Origin of the sequence: Chryseobacterium sp. sg2396 (assembly GCF_042610505.1) — a bacterium.
Classification (GTDB): Bacteria; Bacteroidota; Bacteroidia; order Flavobacteriales; family Weeksellaceae; genus Chryseobacterium.
The window spans coordinates 40914-55633 of the sequence record NZ_JBHGAQ010000020.1 but is presented as its reverse complement, the minus strand read 5'-3'; the positions used below and the strand labels follow the sequence as shown (position 1 = coordinate 55633).

At 41.1% G+C, this 14720-nt stretch carries 16 protein-coding genes; 10 read left to right on the top strand and 6 right to left on the bottom strand.

All coding sequences use genetic code 11. The features are described 5' to 3' along the window. Positions 1–11 precede the first annotated feature (11 nt). From ACED20_RS18205 to ACED20_RS18190, 4 genes are all read left to right on the top strand, one after another. Complete coding sequence (locus ACED20_RS18205; RefSeq protein WP_294239560.1) at positions 12–1799, top strand: UvrD-helicase domain-containing protein; 1788 nt, start codon at positions 12–14, stop codon at positions 1797–1799. A gap of 144 nt (positions 1800–1943) precedes the next feature. After that, positions 1944–2300 (top strand): hypothetical protein, encoded by a 357-nt coding sequence (locus tag ACED20_RS18200; RefSeq protein ID WP_294198018.1) that lies wholly within the window; start codon positions 1944–1946, stop codon positions 2298–2300. 209 nt (positions 2301–2509) lie between these two features. Continuing rightward, positions 2510–3034 carry a GNAT family N-acetyltransferase gene (locus tag ACED20_RS18195; RefSeq protein ID WP_294239557.1) on the top strand — a complete coding sequence of 175 codons (525 nt, stop codon included), beginning with the start codon at positions 2510–2512 and terminating at the stop codon, positions 3032–3034. 15 nt (positions 3035–3049) lie between these two features. Beyond that, entirely contained in the window at positions 3050–3649 is a 600-nt protein-coding gene (locus ACED20_RS18190) for a DUF6624 domain-containing protein (protein WP_294239554.1), read from the top strand. Positions 3650–3707: 58 nt separating this feature from the next. On the opposite strand, the gene ACED20_RS18185 is transcribed toward ACED20_RS18190, so the two are convergent. Then, entirely contained in the window at positions 3708–4148 is a 441-nt protein-coding gene (locus ACED20_RS18185; RefSeq protein ID WP_294239551.1) for an Lrp/AsnC family transcriptional regulator, read from the bottom strand. A gap of 112 nt (positions 4149–4260) precedes the next feature. Between ACED20_RS18185 and ACED20_RS18180 the strand changes: the two genes are divergently transcribed. Together ACED20_RS18180 and ACED20_RS18175 are read left to right on the top strand one after the other, a co-directional pair. Then, the gene (locus ACED20_RS18180; protein WP_294239547.1) at positions 4261–4701 is read left to right on the top strand and encodes a carboxymuconolactone decarboxylase family protein; all 441 of its coding nucleotides are present in this window, start codon (positions 4261–4263) and stop codon (positions 4699–4701) included. A gap of 134 nt (positions 4702–4835) precedes the next feature. Then, entirely contained in the window at positions 4836–5843 is a 1008-nt protein-coding gene (locus ACED20_RS18175; protein ID WP_294232249.1) for a T9SS type A sorting domain-containing protein, read from the top strand. 99 nt (positions 5844–5942) lie between these two features. Here the strand turns inward: ACED20_RS18175 and ACED20_RS18170 are convergent, their stop codons facing one another. Further along, on the bottom strand, positions 5943–8024 hold the full coding sequence (locus tag ACED20_RS18170; RefSeq protein ID WP_294232251.1) for a TonB-dependent siderophore receptor: 2082 nt from the start codon (positions 8022–8024) through the stop codon (positions 5943–5945). A gap of 191 nt (positions 8025–8215) precedes the next feature. Here ACED20_RS18170 and ACED20_RS18165 point away from each other — a divergent pair, with 191 nt between their 5' ends. The 3 genes from ACED20_RS18165 to ACED20_RS18155 are packed head-to-tail and all read left to right on the top strand — an operon-like array spanning position 8216 to position 9740. Beyond that, entirely contained in the window at positions 8216–8968 is a 753-nt protein-coding gene (locus ACED20_RS18165) for a DUF3575 domain-containing protein (protein WP_294198005.1), read from the top strand. A gap of 59 nt (positions 8969–9027) precedes the next feature. Beyond that, positions 9028–9432: a hypothetical protein gene (locus ACED20_RS18160; RefSeq protein WP_378106169.1), complete on the top strand. Its 405-nt coding sequence runs from the start codon at positions 9028–9030 to the stop codon at positions 9430–9432. Then, positions 9429–9740, top strand: a complete 312-nt coding sequence (locus ACED20_RS18155; RefSeq protein ID WP_294198002.1) for a hypothetical protein — start codon at positions 9429–9431, stop codon at positions 9738–9740. The genes ACED20_RS18160 and ACED20_RS18155 overlap by 4 nt, the downstream gene beginning before the upstream one ends. A 106-nt stretch (positions 9741–9846) precedes the next feature. Here ACED20_RS18155 and ACED20_RS18150 read toward each other — a convergent pair whose 3' ends face one another. Further along, positions 9847–10059, bottom strand: coding sequence for a hypothetical protein (locus ACED20_RS18150; protein ID WP_294198000.1), 213 nt, complete (start codon positions 10057–10059; stop codon positions 9847–9849). A 441-nt stretch (positions 10060–10500) separates the two neighbouring features. Between ACED20_RS18150 and ACED20_RS18145 the strand changes: the two genes are divergently transcribed. Continuing rightward, positions 10501–11379 (top strand): CPBP family intramembrane glutamic endopeptidase, encoded by an 879-nt coding sequence (locus ACED20_RS18145; RefSeq protein WP_345766548.1) that lies wholly within the window; start codon positions 10501–10503, stop codon positions 11377–11379. Positions 11380–11512: 133 nt separating this feature from the next. On the opposite strand, the gene ACED20_RS18140 is transcribed toward ACED20_RS18145, so the two are convergent. The 3 genes from ACED20_RS18140 to truA form a co-directional block, all read right to left on the bottom strand. Next, positions 11513–13273, bottom strand: coding sequence for an ABC transporter ATP-binding protein (locus ACED20_RS18140; protein WP_378106166.1), 1761 nt, complete (start codon positions 13271–13273; stop codon positions 11513–11515). Positions 13274–13563: 290 nt separating this feature from the next. Next, the gene (locus ACED20_RS18135; protein WP_294197995.1) at positions 13564–13905 is read right to left on the bottom strand and encodes a hypothetical protein; all 342 of its coding nucleotides are present in this window, start codon (positions 13903–13905) and stop codon (positions 13564–13566) included. A gap of 33 nt (positions 13906–13938) precedes the next feature. Further along, complete coding sequence (truA, locus tag ACED20_RS18130) at positions 13939–14673, bottom strand: tRNA pseudouridine(38-40) synthase TruA (protein WP_294197993.1); 735 nt, start codon at positions 14671–14673, stop codon at positions 13939–13941. Between the last annotated feature and the right edge of the window lie 47 nt (positions 14674–14720).

The following is a 14720-nucleotide window of genomic DNA, read 5'->3' as shown; positions in this document are numbered from 1 at the left end:
ACACACAACCGATGAAATTTACACAGGAGCAGCAGGACATTATCAACTCTTCCGGAAATATCAAGATCAATGCCGTCGCCGGATCGGGAAAAACCACCACCGTTATCGAGTATGCCGCGACACGCCCGGCCGGAAGCAGAATCCTCTATCTGGTATTCAACAAAGCGGTGCGGATCGAAGCAGCCAAAAAATTTGCCGATAAAGGACTTCAGCAGGTAAAGGTGGAAACCGCCCATTCGCTGGCTTTCCGGCATATTGTTTTTAAGCACAATTACAAAGTACGGGCACAAGGCTACAAAACCCATGAGATTGCCGCACTTCTGAACCTACAAGGCAATGGAGAAAAACACGCCGAATATATTGTCGCCAATCACATCAACAAATGCATCGCTTATTTCTGCAACAGCGACCAACGGAAGGTCCAGGACCTGAATTACCTGGATACCGTTACCGACCCGAAAGCCAGAGCATTCGTTTCAACATTCTACGATTACATCATTGCCCAGACCAGACTGTTGCTGAGCAAGATGGACAAAGGGGAAATCGAGGTGACCCACGACTTTTACCTGAAGAAATTCCAGCTGCTGAATCCGGAACTCGGTTATGATTATATCCTCTTTGATGAAGGCCAGGATGCTTCCCCGGCGATGCTGGATCTTTTCTTTAAACAGAAAGCCGTAAAAGTAATCGTCGGCGATACCCATCAGCAGATCTACAGCTGGCGGTACGCCGTGAATTCCCTGGAGAAAGCAGACTTTACGACCCATCATCTGTCCACCAGCTTCCGGTTCGGGCAGGATATTGCCGGGTTGGCTTCGGAAATACTGGAACTGAAAAGCCATCTTGATGAAAACTTTAAAACCTCTGTTTCCATCACAGGAGCAGGCGACAGCAAAGAAATAAAAACAAGAGCAACCCTGGCGAGAACCAATCTCGGGCTGCTGCTCAAAGCCATCGAATACGTAACGGAAAACAAAAGATCCAGACAGATTTATTTTGAAGGGAATATCAGTTCCTATACCTACGCCGATGACGGTGCATCGCTTTATGATGTATTGAATCTGTACAGCAACAAACGCCATCTCATCAAGGATGAACTGATCCGTTCCATGAAAGACCTTGCCGAGCTGGAAGATTATATCGAAAAGACGGAAGACGTGCAGCTTTCCCTGATGGTCGAAATTATTAAAGAATACGAAAACGAAGTCCCGGAAATCATCAACACCATCAAGAAAAGACATGTCGGGAACAACAACAAAGAGGAAGCAGACATGATTTTCTCTACCGTTCACCGCTGCAAAGGCATGGAATACGATTCCGTTGAATTGGTAAATGATTTTATCTCCGAAAAAAGGCTGGATAAACTAAAGGAAGACCGCCAGAATTTTGAACTGAGCATTCCTAAGCTCAACGAAGAGATCAATCTGCTGTACGTTGCCGTAACGAGGGCCAAAACCGATCTTTTCATTCCTGAAACGTTGCTGCCGGATACCTTTAATTCAGAATCACCGCACATTCATGTTGTAAAAGTGAAAAATGAAGATGAAGAGCTACCGAAGAAAAATACTTTTGCCGGTGCTGAAAAGAATAGAAATAAAAAAGAGAAAACCTATTCCGTAGAACAGATCCGGACGACCCACGAAGGAGCCTACAAGCCCTGGACCCAGGATGAAGATGATGAACTGGCCGGAATGTTCAGCGAAGGCTGCCCGATTAAGGAAATCGCCGACCACCTCGGAAGAACCAGAGGAGCTATTGTTGCCCGGATCAAAAAACTGGAACTGGAAAATTTTTATTGATATAAGGCTGGAAGAAGGAAGCTGGATGCTGATTATTAATACTGCTGATCTTAAATATCAAATGATCTTGCTTTTATTTTGAAAGTAAATTGTATTTGAATTCCTATCCTATTCTTGTTCTTTCGTTAAATTAAATATCTTAAAATGAAAAATATCAGATCTGTCACTCTTGAAAAATACGATACTTCTGGGTATGAATCCATAGATCATTACATTTACAGAAATACGGAAGAAAACACATATGTCACCGCGCTCAGTCTGGAACTGGAAGAAGACGAAGATTCCCAATATCCTTTGGAAGACCTGTTGGATCGGTTCAACCTGTACATTTCCGGCTTTATCAATCCTGACAGGATTGAATCACAACATCTGAGTCTTGAATTTGCCGGCGATCCGGAAGATCTCCGTGAGTTTTTAAAAACCGTTATCGGTAAAAGGGTGTATAACATCGAAATGGAAGGCGAAGATGGCAAAACCTATGTAAAATTAGTTATTGAATAAAATCAGCCTGCCCTAAACAATAAATTTAGTTGAAAAATCACCCTTGAAAACTGTGAATTTTACAGATTTAGCCATAGCCGTTTCAAATTTTTGTTTTAAAGGCTGGTTAATAACGAGTAGATCCGCAGAAACATCCGGCAGAAATTTATTTCACTGTTAAAAAGGCAGGACGTTTAGATTTCCTACATTTGCCTTTACAGAAAATTGATATGGAAAAAGAATTCAAACTGAGAGCCTGGAAAAAGGAAGATCTCAAAAGCCTCGTTAAATATGCCAATAATTTAAGCATCGCAAAAAATATGACCGATATGTTTCCGCATCCTTATTCGGAAGCTGACGGAATGTCGTTTATTGAATTTGCTACTCAACCCGGTTCTGCCCATATCTTTGCCATTGAAGTAGACGGCGAAGCCGCTGGTGGTATCGGGATCCATCCTCAACACGACATTCACCGGAAGAACGCAGAGCTCGGCTACTGGCTGGGAGAACCTTTCTGGGGAATGGGAATCATCAGCCGGGCCATCCGGCAGGCCCTGGATTTTGCTTTCCGGAATTATAATGACATCGACCGTATTTTTGCACGCCCGTTCGGCAGCAATACAGCATCCCAGAAAGTCCTGGAAAAAAACGGATTTGTACGGGAAGCACATTTTGAGAAGACACTTATCAAAAATGGCGAATTGCAGGATGAGCTGATGTATGCCGTACGCAGGGAAAACTTTTATCAGGATTAACATTCTCTTCACTTTATGGATTTTAAAAGCATCGCCAAAAAAATAATCGGTCTTAAAAATGCAGATCTTGAACTCCGGGATCGGTTGATCGGGAACGGAGAACTCGGAAACGGCTATCATGGAGAAATGCAGGCTCTTCATCATAAAAATGCCGAAATACTGGATGAAATCATCGATCATATCGGCTATCCTACCACTGAAAAAGTAGGCAAAGAAGCTTCTGAAGCTGCCTGGCTCGTTATCCAACATGCCATCGCCCGACCGGATTTCATGAGGAAATGCCTGAAGCTGCTGGAAGATTCGACTCCTGAAACCCATGCTGAGAGAATAAATACCGCCTATTTATCCGACCGGATTGCCGTTTTCGAAGGACGACCGCAATTATACGGAACCCAATTCGACTGGAACGAAAACGGTAAGTTGAGCCCGAATATTTATGATGATCTGAATAAAGTGAACGAGAGAAGAAAATCACTCGGCCTGAATTCACTGGAAGACCAAACTGCCAGTATCAGAAACCGCGCCCGGAAAGAAAACCAGCATCCTCCGGCAGATCTGAAGCAAAGAAACGAAGAAATGGAAGCCTGGAAAAAATCCGTGGGATGGATTACTTAAAACCTTCCGGCATCCAGCTTCCTTATTCCAGCCTGTTTATTTCGAGTTAAGTTAAATATTACACAAGGAAAGGTCTCGTTTTAATTTCGGAAAGCTGGATCGCTGTGGTTGGAATCCCGTAGGAAGTTAATCGATCGATAAGCTGCTCCAGGTGCCGGCTGTCTTTCAGCACACATTCCGTGATCAGGCAGGATTCGCCTGTTACCCTTTTGCAGCTGAGGATTTCCGGAAACCGGTGCACATCATCGATAAACCTGCGGAATTCATCATTCTTAAATTTCAGACTAATCACCACTTTCAGCGAATAGCCCAGTTTTTCATAATCGACCTCTACGGTAAACTGCTTAATAACTCCATTATCAATAAGATTCTGTACCCTCTCTTTGGTCGCCGATTGAGACAGGGAAATTTTACGCCCTATTTCGGCATAACTTAACCGGGAATTTTCATTCAGGATCTTTAAAATCCGGTAATCGTAATCATCCAATATTATTTTCACTGAAAAATATTTAATTTACAATTAATTCAATGCAAATTTAAAAATTTAACCATTAAATCCGTTTTCAGGTTGACAGAGTATTAATGAATTTTGTATCCTTAAAAAAATAGATATGACAACGATACCTTTCTCAGAAAATGGAAACTCCCCTTTTGAAAAACTGATCGGCCACAATCCCACCATCCTGAAACAGTGGAATATTCTCGAAGAAACACTTTGGGCAGAAACAAACACGGACAAGATTATGCTCGAACAGATCCGCCGGGCGATGGCTTTTGAAAACGGCTGTGAATATTGTATGGTAAAAGCCGGTAAACCCGACTTTAATGCATCACAGATAAAAATTTCCGTAGCCGTAGCATTTGCCGAACTTTTATGCAAAGACCATAAATCCATCCTGCCGGCTCATTTTAATATGCTCCGTGAATATTTTACCGATCAGGAAATTTCCGGGCTCTGTGCTTTTATTGCCTTTGTAAATGCTTCCCAGAAATTAGGGAAAATTTTTAATTTATCTGAAAATGATCAGCCCAACGCGGTCATCCGGCTTTAAAACCCAGTCCTGCAAAGGAAATATATAAAAAAAATAATTCATCAAAACGTGATTCAATTACCTACCGGTGCAAAATTCGTAAAATACCTGGATATCCCGGTGCCATTTTTGCTTATCTTTAAACAAAAAAATATATGAAATATCCTCTACTCTTTTTGTTGGCATCGGCAGGTATTCTATCGGCGCAAACTACGATTACGAAAGCATTTAATGATCCTGTATCCGGCGAATCGGTTGCTTATCTCGGCGTTATCGGAACCCCGGATAATTCTGCTACAGGAGCCAATACCACCTTTAATAACGGTTCGCTTACATTTGCCGGATCTGCTACAACAGCCTATTCTACTCCCACGGCCAGCGAAGTTTCAACTTTCCCAGGATCCACGTTGAAAATGACGGGCAGCGGTAATACCGTATATTATAAGCAAAGTGCTTCCAAGCTTGAAATTACCGGATTGGTAACACCTGATGCTACGCTGAATTTATCGGCCAACAACGGGACGTACATCAGCTATCCTACCCAATATACCACTACTACGGAAACTGATCAGGCGCAGGGAACATTTACTTCCACTGCTGCCAGCGGTCTTTGTAAAGGAACCATTACGATTAATCCCAATGCTTCAGGAACACTTATTCTGGGGACGGCTACCTTTACCAATGTATTAAGGGTAAAATCGGTTCAGACATTTAACCTGCATTTACCTAGCGATACAAGTTTTCTTGTCCCTATCGGAACCATTACCAACACTTCATATTCTTATTACAACAGCACGAAGAAATTCCCGTTGCTGACCACAATTCAGACGGTTGTAAATATTCCGATCGCCAATATCAATAACCAAACCACCAACGGGGCGCAGGCACTAAGTTCAGCATTCCTTGCCACAGGAGAAATCGCTGTGAAAAAAGCAGGTTTGCAGCTATACCCGAACCCGGTTCAGGATTTTATCGAATTTAAAGGGCAGGCCGCCCCGTATTCAACAGCAAAAATTTACAGCGTGGACGGAAAACTGATTAAAACCTCTGACATCCGATCCGGAAAAGTACAGGTGTCCGATCTCCCTGCTGCCTCTTACTTTATTGAAGTATCCGGAAAAAACAGCCAGAAGCCGGAAACGTCAAAGTTTATTAAAAAATAAAATTAATATTGCTGAAGATAATGAAAAGACTGTCCGAAAAGTTTGGACAGTCTCTTTTAAATATTTAAACATGAAAATAAATAAACGGTAAAAGCCAGATTAAAAAGTAGCAGCAGGAGCCGTATAATTGTTCAGTTTCTTATTCAGTTCCGTCTTTTTGCCTTTTGAGAAATCATAACTGAAGCCAAGTACGAACATGGATTTATTGTTCATAATACGGTTAACACGGCTGTAATTTACAAGACTTTCCGGAAGACTTTTGGTTTTATATTCCGAAGGCATTCCGATCCAGTACATGCCTGTCGTAAACGTCCATTCTTTCTTTTTATAGCTGGCAAAAACATGATTCTGGTTTTCGTTGGTACTCAAAAAGGCACCATTCAGCGTATATACCGGAATGTTCAGTTGGTACTGAATGCTGAAGGATTTATATTCGGAAGACAGTACCAGATTATTGCCCAGGTAATTATTCTTGATTAAAGCACCACTGCTTGTCCTGACGGTTTCAGTAGCCGGAGTCAGGTTTAATTTTACCACCAGAAGGCTGTTACCGAATGGTTTGTAGGAACCCGAAAGCTGAATCCCGAACCTTTGTGCGTTTTTCGCATTTTCATAGGTCAGCGCGTAGCCGAAATTTTCATCCGCTACATAATACTGGTTGATGATACGGTCCGTATACTGGTAAAAAAGATTGGCGTTGAAATCAAAATGCTTATTATTAAACGAATAGGTGAAATTATTGGCAAAGATCTGCTGGGATTTCAGGAAAGGGTTTCCACGCTGTACAATATTCGGGGCCATCTGTACGATATTGCTGCTCAGAGCGATGCTCCAAGGACTTACCGGCTTATAGCTGCCGGTAAAACGGAGGCTTTGGTTATCTTTCAGCTGGTATCCTAAAATAATCTTGGGCGTAAAGGCCCACTGATCGAAAGTATTTTCCGCACTCTTGTTGTGGATATTTGTAAGCCCGGCTCCTAAGCGATAGCTGAATTGTTTTACTTTTCCAGAAAATTCCGTATAAAAATACTGTTCCAGATAATTGACACTGTATTCCGAAAAACCGGCTAGATTCTGAAGATCGTTGGAAATCGATGTGTTGGAAATCCGGTATCCTGAAGAAAGTTTTCCCGCCTCAAAAGTATGGACATGAGCCAGTTCTCCTACCATACCGGTCTGTCTGGTCCGCAGGTTCATATCGTTGTCGTAAACGGAAGCTCCGGAAGAGATGACCCATTCTTTGGCAAACTCTGAAGTTTCAGTTGTAAAGCTGGACCCTACTGCATTGATACTTAACTCATCTTTCTTGCCGATGTTTTTGGAAAAATAAAGATCCAGGGTCGGAGTGGCATATCCTGAAGATCCGTTTTTAAACATCGCATGTTCTTCCGTAAAACTGTCTTTCGTAAAAATACTTCCGCCCTTTCCTTTGATGAAGCCATTATAAATATCCACATCCATTTTTGCCTGAAAAGCATAATGATCCGGAACCATCCGGGTATATCTCAACGCCACATTCTGGGAAGTGTACCCGAAATGATCGACTTTGTTTTCATCGGTCCTGTAATGACTGCCATTCAGCTGGTAATCATAAATACTGTGGACCTTACGGTTGTTGTAATCACGGAGGTTGATGGAATATTCCAGTCCAAAATTATTCTTTCCCTTGGTGAAATTGGCATATGCCGAACCGTTTACGAAACCTGTATCCAGTGCAGAGCTTATATCGGTACCGAAGACATAGCCTGTTTCGGTAGAACGGGTAATCAGGTTAACCACAATATCCGCCCTCGTAGCCCATCTTGCAGGAGGAATATCGTAGTACTCCACTTTTACCACCTCAGCCGGTGCCACACTCCGGATCTGCATATCGGTGGCTTCAATCCCGTTGATCAAAAACAGAGTCGTTCCGCCTTTCGTGCTTTTCAGCGTATTGGTTATGGGATCCAGCTGAAGCTCAGGCAAAGTCTGTATCAGGTCTTTTGCATAACGGGCTTTTTCTATGGCTTCTTTATCAAACGTATAGACGGCACGGTCAGCCATTTGTTTTTTGCGCTGTGCCTTTACAATAACTTCCCGGATTTCCGCCGTTTTTACACTCATGGTATCACTCTTTGCAGTTTCCTGTGAGAAAGCGAAGATCCCACAGAGAAAAAACGCAGAACATAAAGTTTTTTTCATTTCCGAACTTTTAATAATATGAAATAAGACATGTAGGGAACAGAAAATATTACATCCGACATCAACTCAACTTCCGGCGGACCAACCTCTAATTTAACAGAGATTATTAATTTTGCTTTATGAATAGGATTTTAACAATTATTTGCCCGTTTTTTGCTTTTGTTTCAATAATACCCTTAAATATATGAATCATGAAAAAATACTTCCTTCTGTTTCCATGCTTTATGTTCTCTGGAATATCCGCACAGGAAATTTCGGCTCCTGAAACTTCGGATAAGATGAACATTATCAAAACGAATGTTACCGCATATGCATTCAGAAATATCAACCTTTCTTACGAACGGGCTTTCACGCAGTGGTTCTCCGTTAATATGGGATTTGGAACCATGCCTGAAGGGAAAGTGCCTTTCATCAATTCATTTTTAAATGATAAGGATGAGAAAAGACTTCAGAATCTTGAAGTTAAATCCTTCAATTTTACTATCGAACCGCGTTTTTACCTGGGTGCCGGATATGGAAAAGGATTTTACATCGCCCCGTATTACCGGTATTCCAAAGTTACTTCTAATACCTTCGACTTTTATTATGATTATAACTTTAACGGGATTACGTATGAAATTCCGCTGAAAGGAAACGGGAGTGCTCATGGGAACAGCGGCGGGCTGATGATCGGTGCACAGTTTTTCCTTACGCGAAGCCGGAATTTGGTTCTGGATCTGTGGATTGCCGGTGCGCATTACGGAAAAGGCCAGGGTGATTTTATCCTGACCAGTGATGTGGTATTGACACCGGATATGCAGGCAAGACTGAAAAAAGAAATTGAAGATCTGGATATTCCTTATGTGAATTACACGGTGGAAACCAATTCCAGCGGAGCCAAGGTAAATGTGGACGGCCCATGGGCAGGGTTCCGGACCGGGTTGTCTTTGGGATATCGATTTTAGAAAAAAAATTTGAATATCCATAAAACCGTTCTATCTTAGAGCGGTTTTTTATTTATCGAATGAAAAAATTTTATACTGCCGTTTTTATTTTGCTGGTTATGCTGCCTATGGTGGTTTACCTCAATCCTTTTACCTGGGGAATGATAAGAATGCCCCGCTATAAGCCGAGCCAGAAAACCGCTGAACTCATAATGCAGCTGAATAAAAGGTACCACCTCGATATGGATCTTAGTGAAACCGTGGATACCCTTTGGTATTTCCGGGATCTTAAGCACCACCGGATCTCCAAACTGGAGCATTTCAGAATGGAAGCCATGCAGCAGGACAGCAGCCCGGTTGATATCGATGCAGTGAAAGCCTACGCTTCCGAATTTATGACCGGCTTTGATCATAAAAAGTATTTTGATTCGATGCTGGTATCGGTAAACGGGGATTCTGTAATATTTAAATATAAATTGAAGTGAAAGCGTTAACCCTGTGTAAAATCCAGTCCTGTATTTATCTTTTTATCATCATTTTCAGTCTTCAGCATTTCTTTTTCAGGGAATTTAATTACGCATTTGATGGATATGAAATAATGGTGAGCGGAATTATGGGGGTATCGTTCATTAGCGTACTGATATCAGTAGTTATTCTAATCAGACAGGGTGTAGTCTTCATCAACCGGAAAAATATCCGTGAAATTGAAATGAAGTATTTGGTACTGAATCTGGTCTTATATTACGGAACATTGATCTCAAGCCTTTGCTTGTCGGGAGAAATAAGACATTAAAAAGTTACGTTAATTCCGGAAATCTTTCCGGGCAGATCTGATAACGGTCAATAAAAATTGAATAGAAAAACAAACGCGGTTAAGAAATCTGTACCGCGCTTTTATTTTAATGATAGGCTTGCTTAAATTTTGCCAGAATATTGTCCAGATTATGTCGCTGAACATACACGCTCTTCACATCTTCATACCGTGGCGACTTATAAAAGACTTCGTGGAAATCCATACTGCCGTTCCCCACTTTAACCACTTTCTGTACTTCGATATTTAATTTTCTCAGTTCATCTTTAAAAACCTCAAATTCGTCTTGGATATTTTTCATCTATTTTGGATATTTTAATTAAAAAGTACTTATTTACATCAAACACCCTACCAAAGTTTAGGGGTATCGTTTAATTCCAGAATAAAGTTAGCAATTTATTTACAATCAACATAAGGTTTTATCAATATTTACTTAATTTATTTGCCATAATGAAAAATATTTTTAAAAATCCATGCATTTTAACCAGAATCTAAGTTTTCAGATTCAGCTGTATAACTGATGAATACTGCCTTCTAAGCGTTCTTTAAATAATACTTTTCGATGCTGTTTAATTTTTTCTGTAGCCTTACAATAAATTGGTAAATCTTCCGGTTTATTATAAAGGATCAATTTCTGATGGCTGTAAAATATTTGTCCTGTAAACCAATAAGTCTTTTTTCTTCAGTTTAAAAAAGATTGTAACAATTTGCTTTGCTTTAAAACATATTGTAAAAAATTACTGTGAATTACTTTCTCCGCCTGAAAAATGACGCTGCCGGATTATGGCATTTTATACAGAAACCCAATGATGACCAAATCCATATTTCTCCCAAAAACAGATTCTTGCTGATTTTTAACCTGTTGCTTATTGAAGTCATACTGCATTTTATTATTGTATTCCCCTGCAATTATCTGGTGGAGAATGTTATCACCGTTCAGGAAGCCTATCCCTTAAGCAATCTTACCTTATTAAACCTGTTTTTGCTGGCCGTCATTACGGCGCCGCTGCTTGAAGAAATTCTTTTCAGATATTCGCTCAGGTATCACCAGCTCTTTTCCCGTTTTATCAGCCGTGAAAAGTGGAACCGGATTTTCCCGTACCTGGTATATTTTTCCGCCGTGGCATTCGGTTTCGTTCATCTGGGCAATTATGTAAACGACTCTTGGAAATTCTATGCTTTATCCCCACTGGTCATCATTTCCCAGCTGTCGGGTGGATTTATTTTAAGCTATATCCGGGTACGGCTGAATATTCTGTACAGCCTGCTGTATCATGCCCTATGGAACATGCTGTTTGCGATTGTTGTTCCGTTTGTGATCCTCTTTTTTACACCGCCTTTTACCGCTCATACTTCATATTACAGCATCAGGATCGAACAGGAAGCTTTTCTGCTTCCCGGTGATGCGATAAGTCTTGAAGCAAATATTCAGGATGATAAGATTTACAACCTGAAAACAGATCATTATCAGCTTCAGTACCTGCTGGACTATCTCTATGGTACAAATCACCATATTACCGACGAAGACATGGTAAATATCCGCTTTACTTCCAAAAAAGGGATTTCCAAAGAGGAATTTCTGGACCTCCTTAAAAAGAATTATAAGATTAAAGAAAAATGAAAGCTTAATAAGCCGCAAGAGGAAGCCTGGATGTTTCTGCCCACATCATTATTTAATATCAATGACATTTGAGCTAAACTAAAATGGATTAAAATCGGCAATGATTTTAACCCATATTTTTTATTCAGAACAATTATTTATTGCTTTCTTCTTCTTCCAGTTCTGTTTCATGCTTCAGCTGGGCTTTGTATAAGGTTGAATAATAACCGTTTTTATCCAAAAGCTCAAGGTGTTTCCCCTCTTCCACAATCTTACCGTGTTCCATCACGATGATCTTATCCGCTTTTTCAATAGTGGAAAGCCGGTGGGCAATGATAATGGAAGTCCTGTTTTTGGTGATTTTTTCCGTGGCCCGCTGGATGAGTTTTTCACTTTCATGATCGATGGAAGAGGTTGCTTCATCTAAAATAAGGATCTTCGGATCGGATAAATAAGCCCTTAGGAACGATAGCAACTGCCGCTGTCCCAGAGAAATCGACGATCCCCTTTCGCTTACCACATAATCATAGCCGCCCGGAAGCTGGTCAATAAACTGGTCAACCTCAATTTCTCTTGCTCCCGCTTTTATTTTTTCCAGCGTAATGCTTTCATCCCCAAATGAAAGATTCTCGAAAATACTGCCGTGGAACAGAAACACATCCTGCAACACCACGCCGATGTGGCTTCTCAAATTATAAAGCTCATAATCTTTCAGATCCACATTATCAATTAAGATATGTCCGGAATTAATATCGTACAATCTGGTAATCAAACTGATGATCGTCGATTTCCCGGCTCCGGTAGCTCCTACAATGGCCACTGTTTCTCCCGGATTTACAGTAAAATCAATTCCTTTTAATACCTCCTGCTTTTCGTCGTAGGCAAAATGCACATTTTTAAATTCGATCTTTCCATCGAAATGGTCTTTCTGTACCGTTCCTTCATTGATCATGGCATTGTCTTCATCCATTAATCCCAATACCCTTTCCGCGCCTACAATACCGCGCTGAATATTGTTAAAACGGTCTGCAATCTGCCGTAAAGGCCGGATCAGCATCGAAATATACTGGATAAAAGCAATTACCACCCCCGCGCTTATCGTAATGTATCCTCCATAAAACAGGATAAATCCGATGAAGAGCGAGGAAATAAGTTCTACCACAGGAAAGAACAGCGAAAATATGAAAACGGTCCTCAGCAAGGCACTTTTTAAGGTAATGTTGATGTCATCAAACTTTTTAAACTCAGATTCCTGGCGGTTGAATACCTGAATGATCGGCATTCCCGCCAGCCTTTCCTGAACAAAAGAGTTCTGGTTAGACGTCCAGTTTCTTTCATCCCCGAATGCTTTCTTCAGTCTTTTCTGAAAAAACCGAGTGATTACCACCATCAATGGCAAAATCGCCAGCGTAATGTAACTCAGGTGAACATTCGTGCTAAACATCATAACCAGCACGAAGATGATTCTCAGAACATCCCCGAATACCATCAGGAAACCGTCGGTATATACGGTAGCAATAGTTTCCACATCTCCTACCGCCCTGGTTACCAGCTGACCGATCGGTGTTTTATCGAAAAACGAGGTTTTAAAATAAATCAGCTTATTATACAACCTTTCCCGGATGTCCCGGATCACATTCTGCGAAATAAAATTGGAGAAGTAGACGAGGAAAAAGTTGAGAATGGTTTCGGCACACACCAAGCCTACCAGCAGATAGATATTCTTCATCATCAGTGCCTTATCTTTCAGCCGGGTAATGTCGTTATCCACCACCTCCATCGTGAGGTAGGGCCGGTACGTTGAAACGATGGCGAGTATAACGGAGATAATTAAGGTAAGGATGAACCACGAACGGAACTTCATTCCGATAAAGAACAGCCGCTTCACGATCCCCCAGGTATCTTGTTTTTTCATTGTACGAATTGAAGAAAAGAATGAGATAAAATTCTATGCAAAAATAAGACTTTCTAAATTGTCAGGCTTTACCCCAGGATGAATTCGTGATGAAAATTTGTAATGACTGTTATTTATGAGACAGATAAATATCTGCTTTGTGATTAATGGTATCAGTTCGAAGTAGTATTAAATTAACGGGCTGGAAGGCGAAACCGGATGAAGGAGGTTTCTTTTGCCAGCTTTTAAAAATTATCAGATTTAAGTAATTGATGTATCGGTGACCTGGTTTCCCCAGGTCACCGATTCTTCTACAGTTCCTTTTTTCCGATCTCCTCGATCTGTATTGCCGGCTTTTTGAGGCTTTCTTTCCGGAATTTACTTTCCAGAACCTTGTAGAATCCCCAGACTGCAGCTACCGAAATGAGCCAGCTTACCAGATTTAATGCTGAAAATCCCATATAGTTATTGTCATCCAGAGAAGCAGGATCCGTAATGCCTTTGTAGATTCCGTAAGAAAATGCAAAAACAAACTGGGTTCCCAGGTAAATCCCTAAAGCTAAAAGGCCGTAATGCCATTTTGTTTTTCCAAACCGTTCTGCAAGGCCTGCATAATAGCGGTAAGCAGCAATAAAAATAAAAATTCCAATCATGGTAATAGTTTTTTTTGTATTATTAAATGTAAATCAGTCAAATTCGTAGCCTACATCCACCAGGTACAGTCCATGTGCCGGCGCAGAAGTTCCTGCAGAATTGCGGTGCTTATCTTCGATCACCTTTCGCAGATCTTCAGGTTTCAGCTTTCCGGCACCTATTTCCACCATGGTGCCGACGATGGCCCTTACCATATTCCGCAGAAAACGGTTGGCGGAAACGGTGAATTTCAGTTCGCTTCCGTTCTGCTCCCATTCTGCCCTGTATATTTTGCAGAGGTTGGTTTTGTTGTCGGTATGAAGTTTGGCAAAACTGGTAAAATCTTCATATTCGAATAAAATCTTACAGGCTTCATTCATTCTGCTGACATCCAGCGGCCTGCGCCAGTGCTGCCACGACGATTCTTCAGTAAACGGGTTTTTCTCCAGGGAAATATAATATTCGTATGTCCGGAAAGTCGCATCAAACCTGGCGTGAAAATCATCCTGCACCGGGAAAATCCTTTTCACGGAAATATCTGCCGGAAGAAAACTGTTGAGCTTTCTCGGAAGATCCTGATCCAGTACTTTTTCCGTATCGAAATGGGCAAAGATCTTTTTGGCATGAACGCCGGTATCCGTCCTTCCTGCTCCCGTTGTTTTAATATTTTCCCGTAAAATCGTGGAAAGTGCTTTTTCCATTTCTTCCTGCACAGAGATGGCATTCGGCTGGATCTGGTAGCCGAAATAATTCTTGCCGTTGTAGGAAAATTCAATGAAATATCTCATTGCAATAAAATAAGTCTGCAAAAATACTGTAATTTAATGATAATCAA

Excerpts from the sequence above, each read along its gene's own strand:
- ACED20_RS18135 (WP_294197995.1), bottom strand. The coding sequence starts at position 13,905 with ATGATTGGAATTTTTATTTTTATTGCTGCTTACCGCTATTATGCAGGC.
- ACED20_RS18200 (WP_294198018.1), top strand. The coding sequence starts at position 1,944 with ATGAAAAATATCAGATCTGTCACTCTTGAAAAATACGATACTTCTGGG.
- ACED20_RS18150 (WP_294198000.1), bottom strand. The coding sequence starts at position 10,059 with ATGAAAAATATCCAAGACGAATTTGAGGTTTTTAAAGATGAACTGAGA.
- ACED20_RS18190 (WP_294239554.1), top strand. The coding sequence starts at position 3,050 with ATGGATTTTAAAAGCATCGCCAAAAAAATAATCGGTCTTAAAAATGCA.
- ACED20_RS18180 (WP_294239547.1), top strand. The coding sequence starts at position 4,261 with ATGACAACGATACCTTTCTCAGAAAATGGAAACTCCCCTTTTGAAAAA.
- truA (WP_294197993.1), bottom strand. The coding sequence starts at position 14,673 with ATGAGATATTTCATTGAATTTTCCTACAACGGCAAGAATTATTTCGGC.
- ACED20_RS18170 (WP_294232251.1), bottom strand. The coding sequence starts at position 8,024 with ATGAAAAAAACTTTATGTTCTGCGTTTTTTCTCTGTGGGATCTTCGCT.
- ACED20_RS18195 (WP_294239557.1), top strand. The coding sequence starts at position 2,510 with ATGGAAAAAGAATTCAAACTGAGAGCCTGGAAAAAGGAAGATCTCAAA.
- ACED20_RS18140 (WP_378106166.1), bottom strand. The coding sequence starts at position 13,273 with ATGAAAAAACAAGATACCTGGGGGATCGTGAAGCGGCTGTTCTTTATC.
- ACED20_RS18165 (WP_294198005.1), top strand. The coding sequence starts at position 8,216 with ATGAAAAAATACTTCCTTCTGTTTCCATGCTTTATGTTCTCTGGAATA.
- ACED20_RS18175 (WP_294232249.1), top strand. The coding sequence starts at position 4,836 with ATGAAATATCCTCTACTCTTTTTGTTGGCATCGGCAGGTATTCTATCG.
- ACED20_RS18205 (WP_294239560.1), top strand. The coding sequence starts at position 12 with ATGAAATTTACACAGGAGCAGCAGGACATTATCAACTCTTCCGGAAAT.
- ACED20_RS18160 (WP_378106169.1), top strand. The coding sequence starts at position 9,028 with ATGAAAAAATTTTATACTGCCGTTTTTATTTTGCTGGTTATGCTGCCT.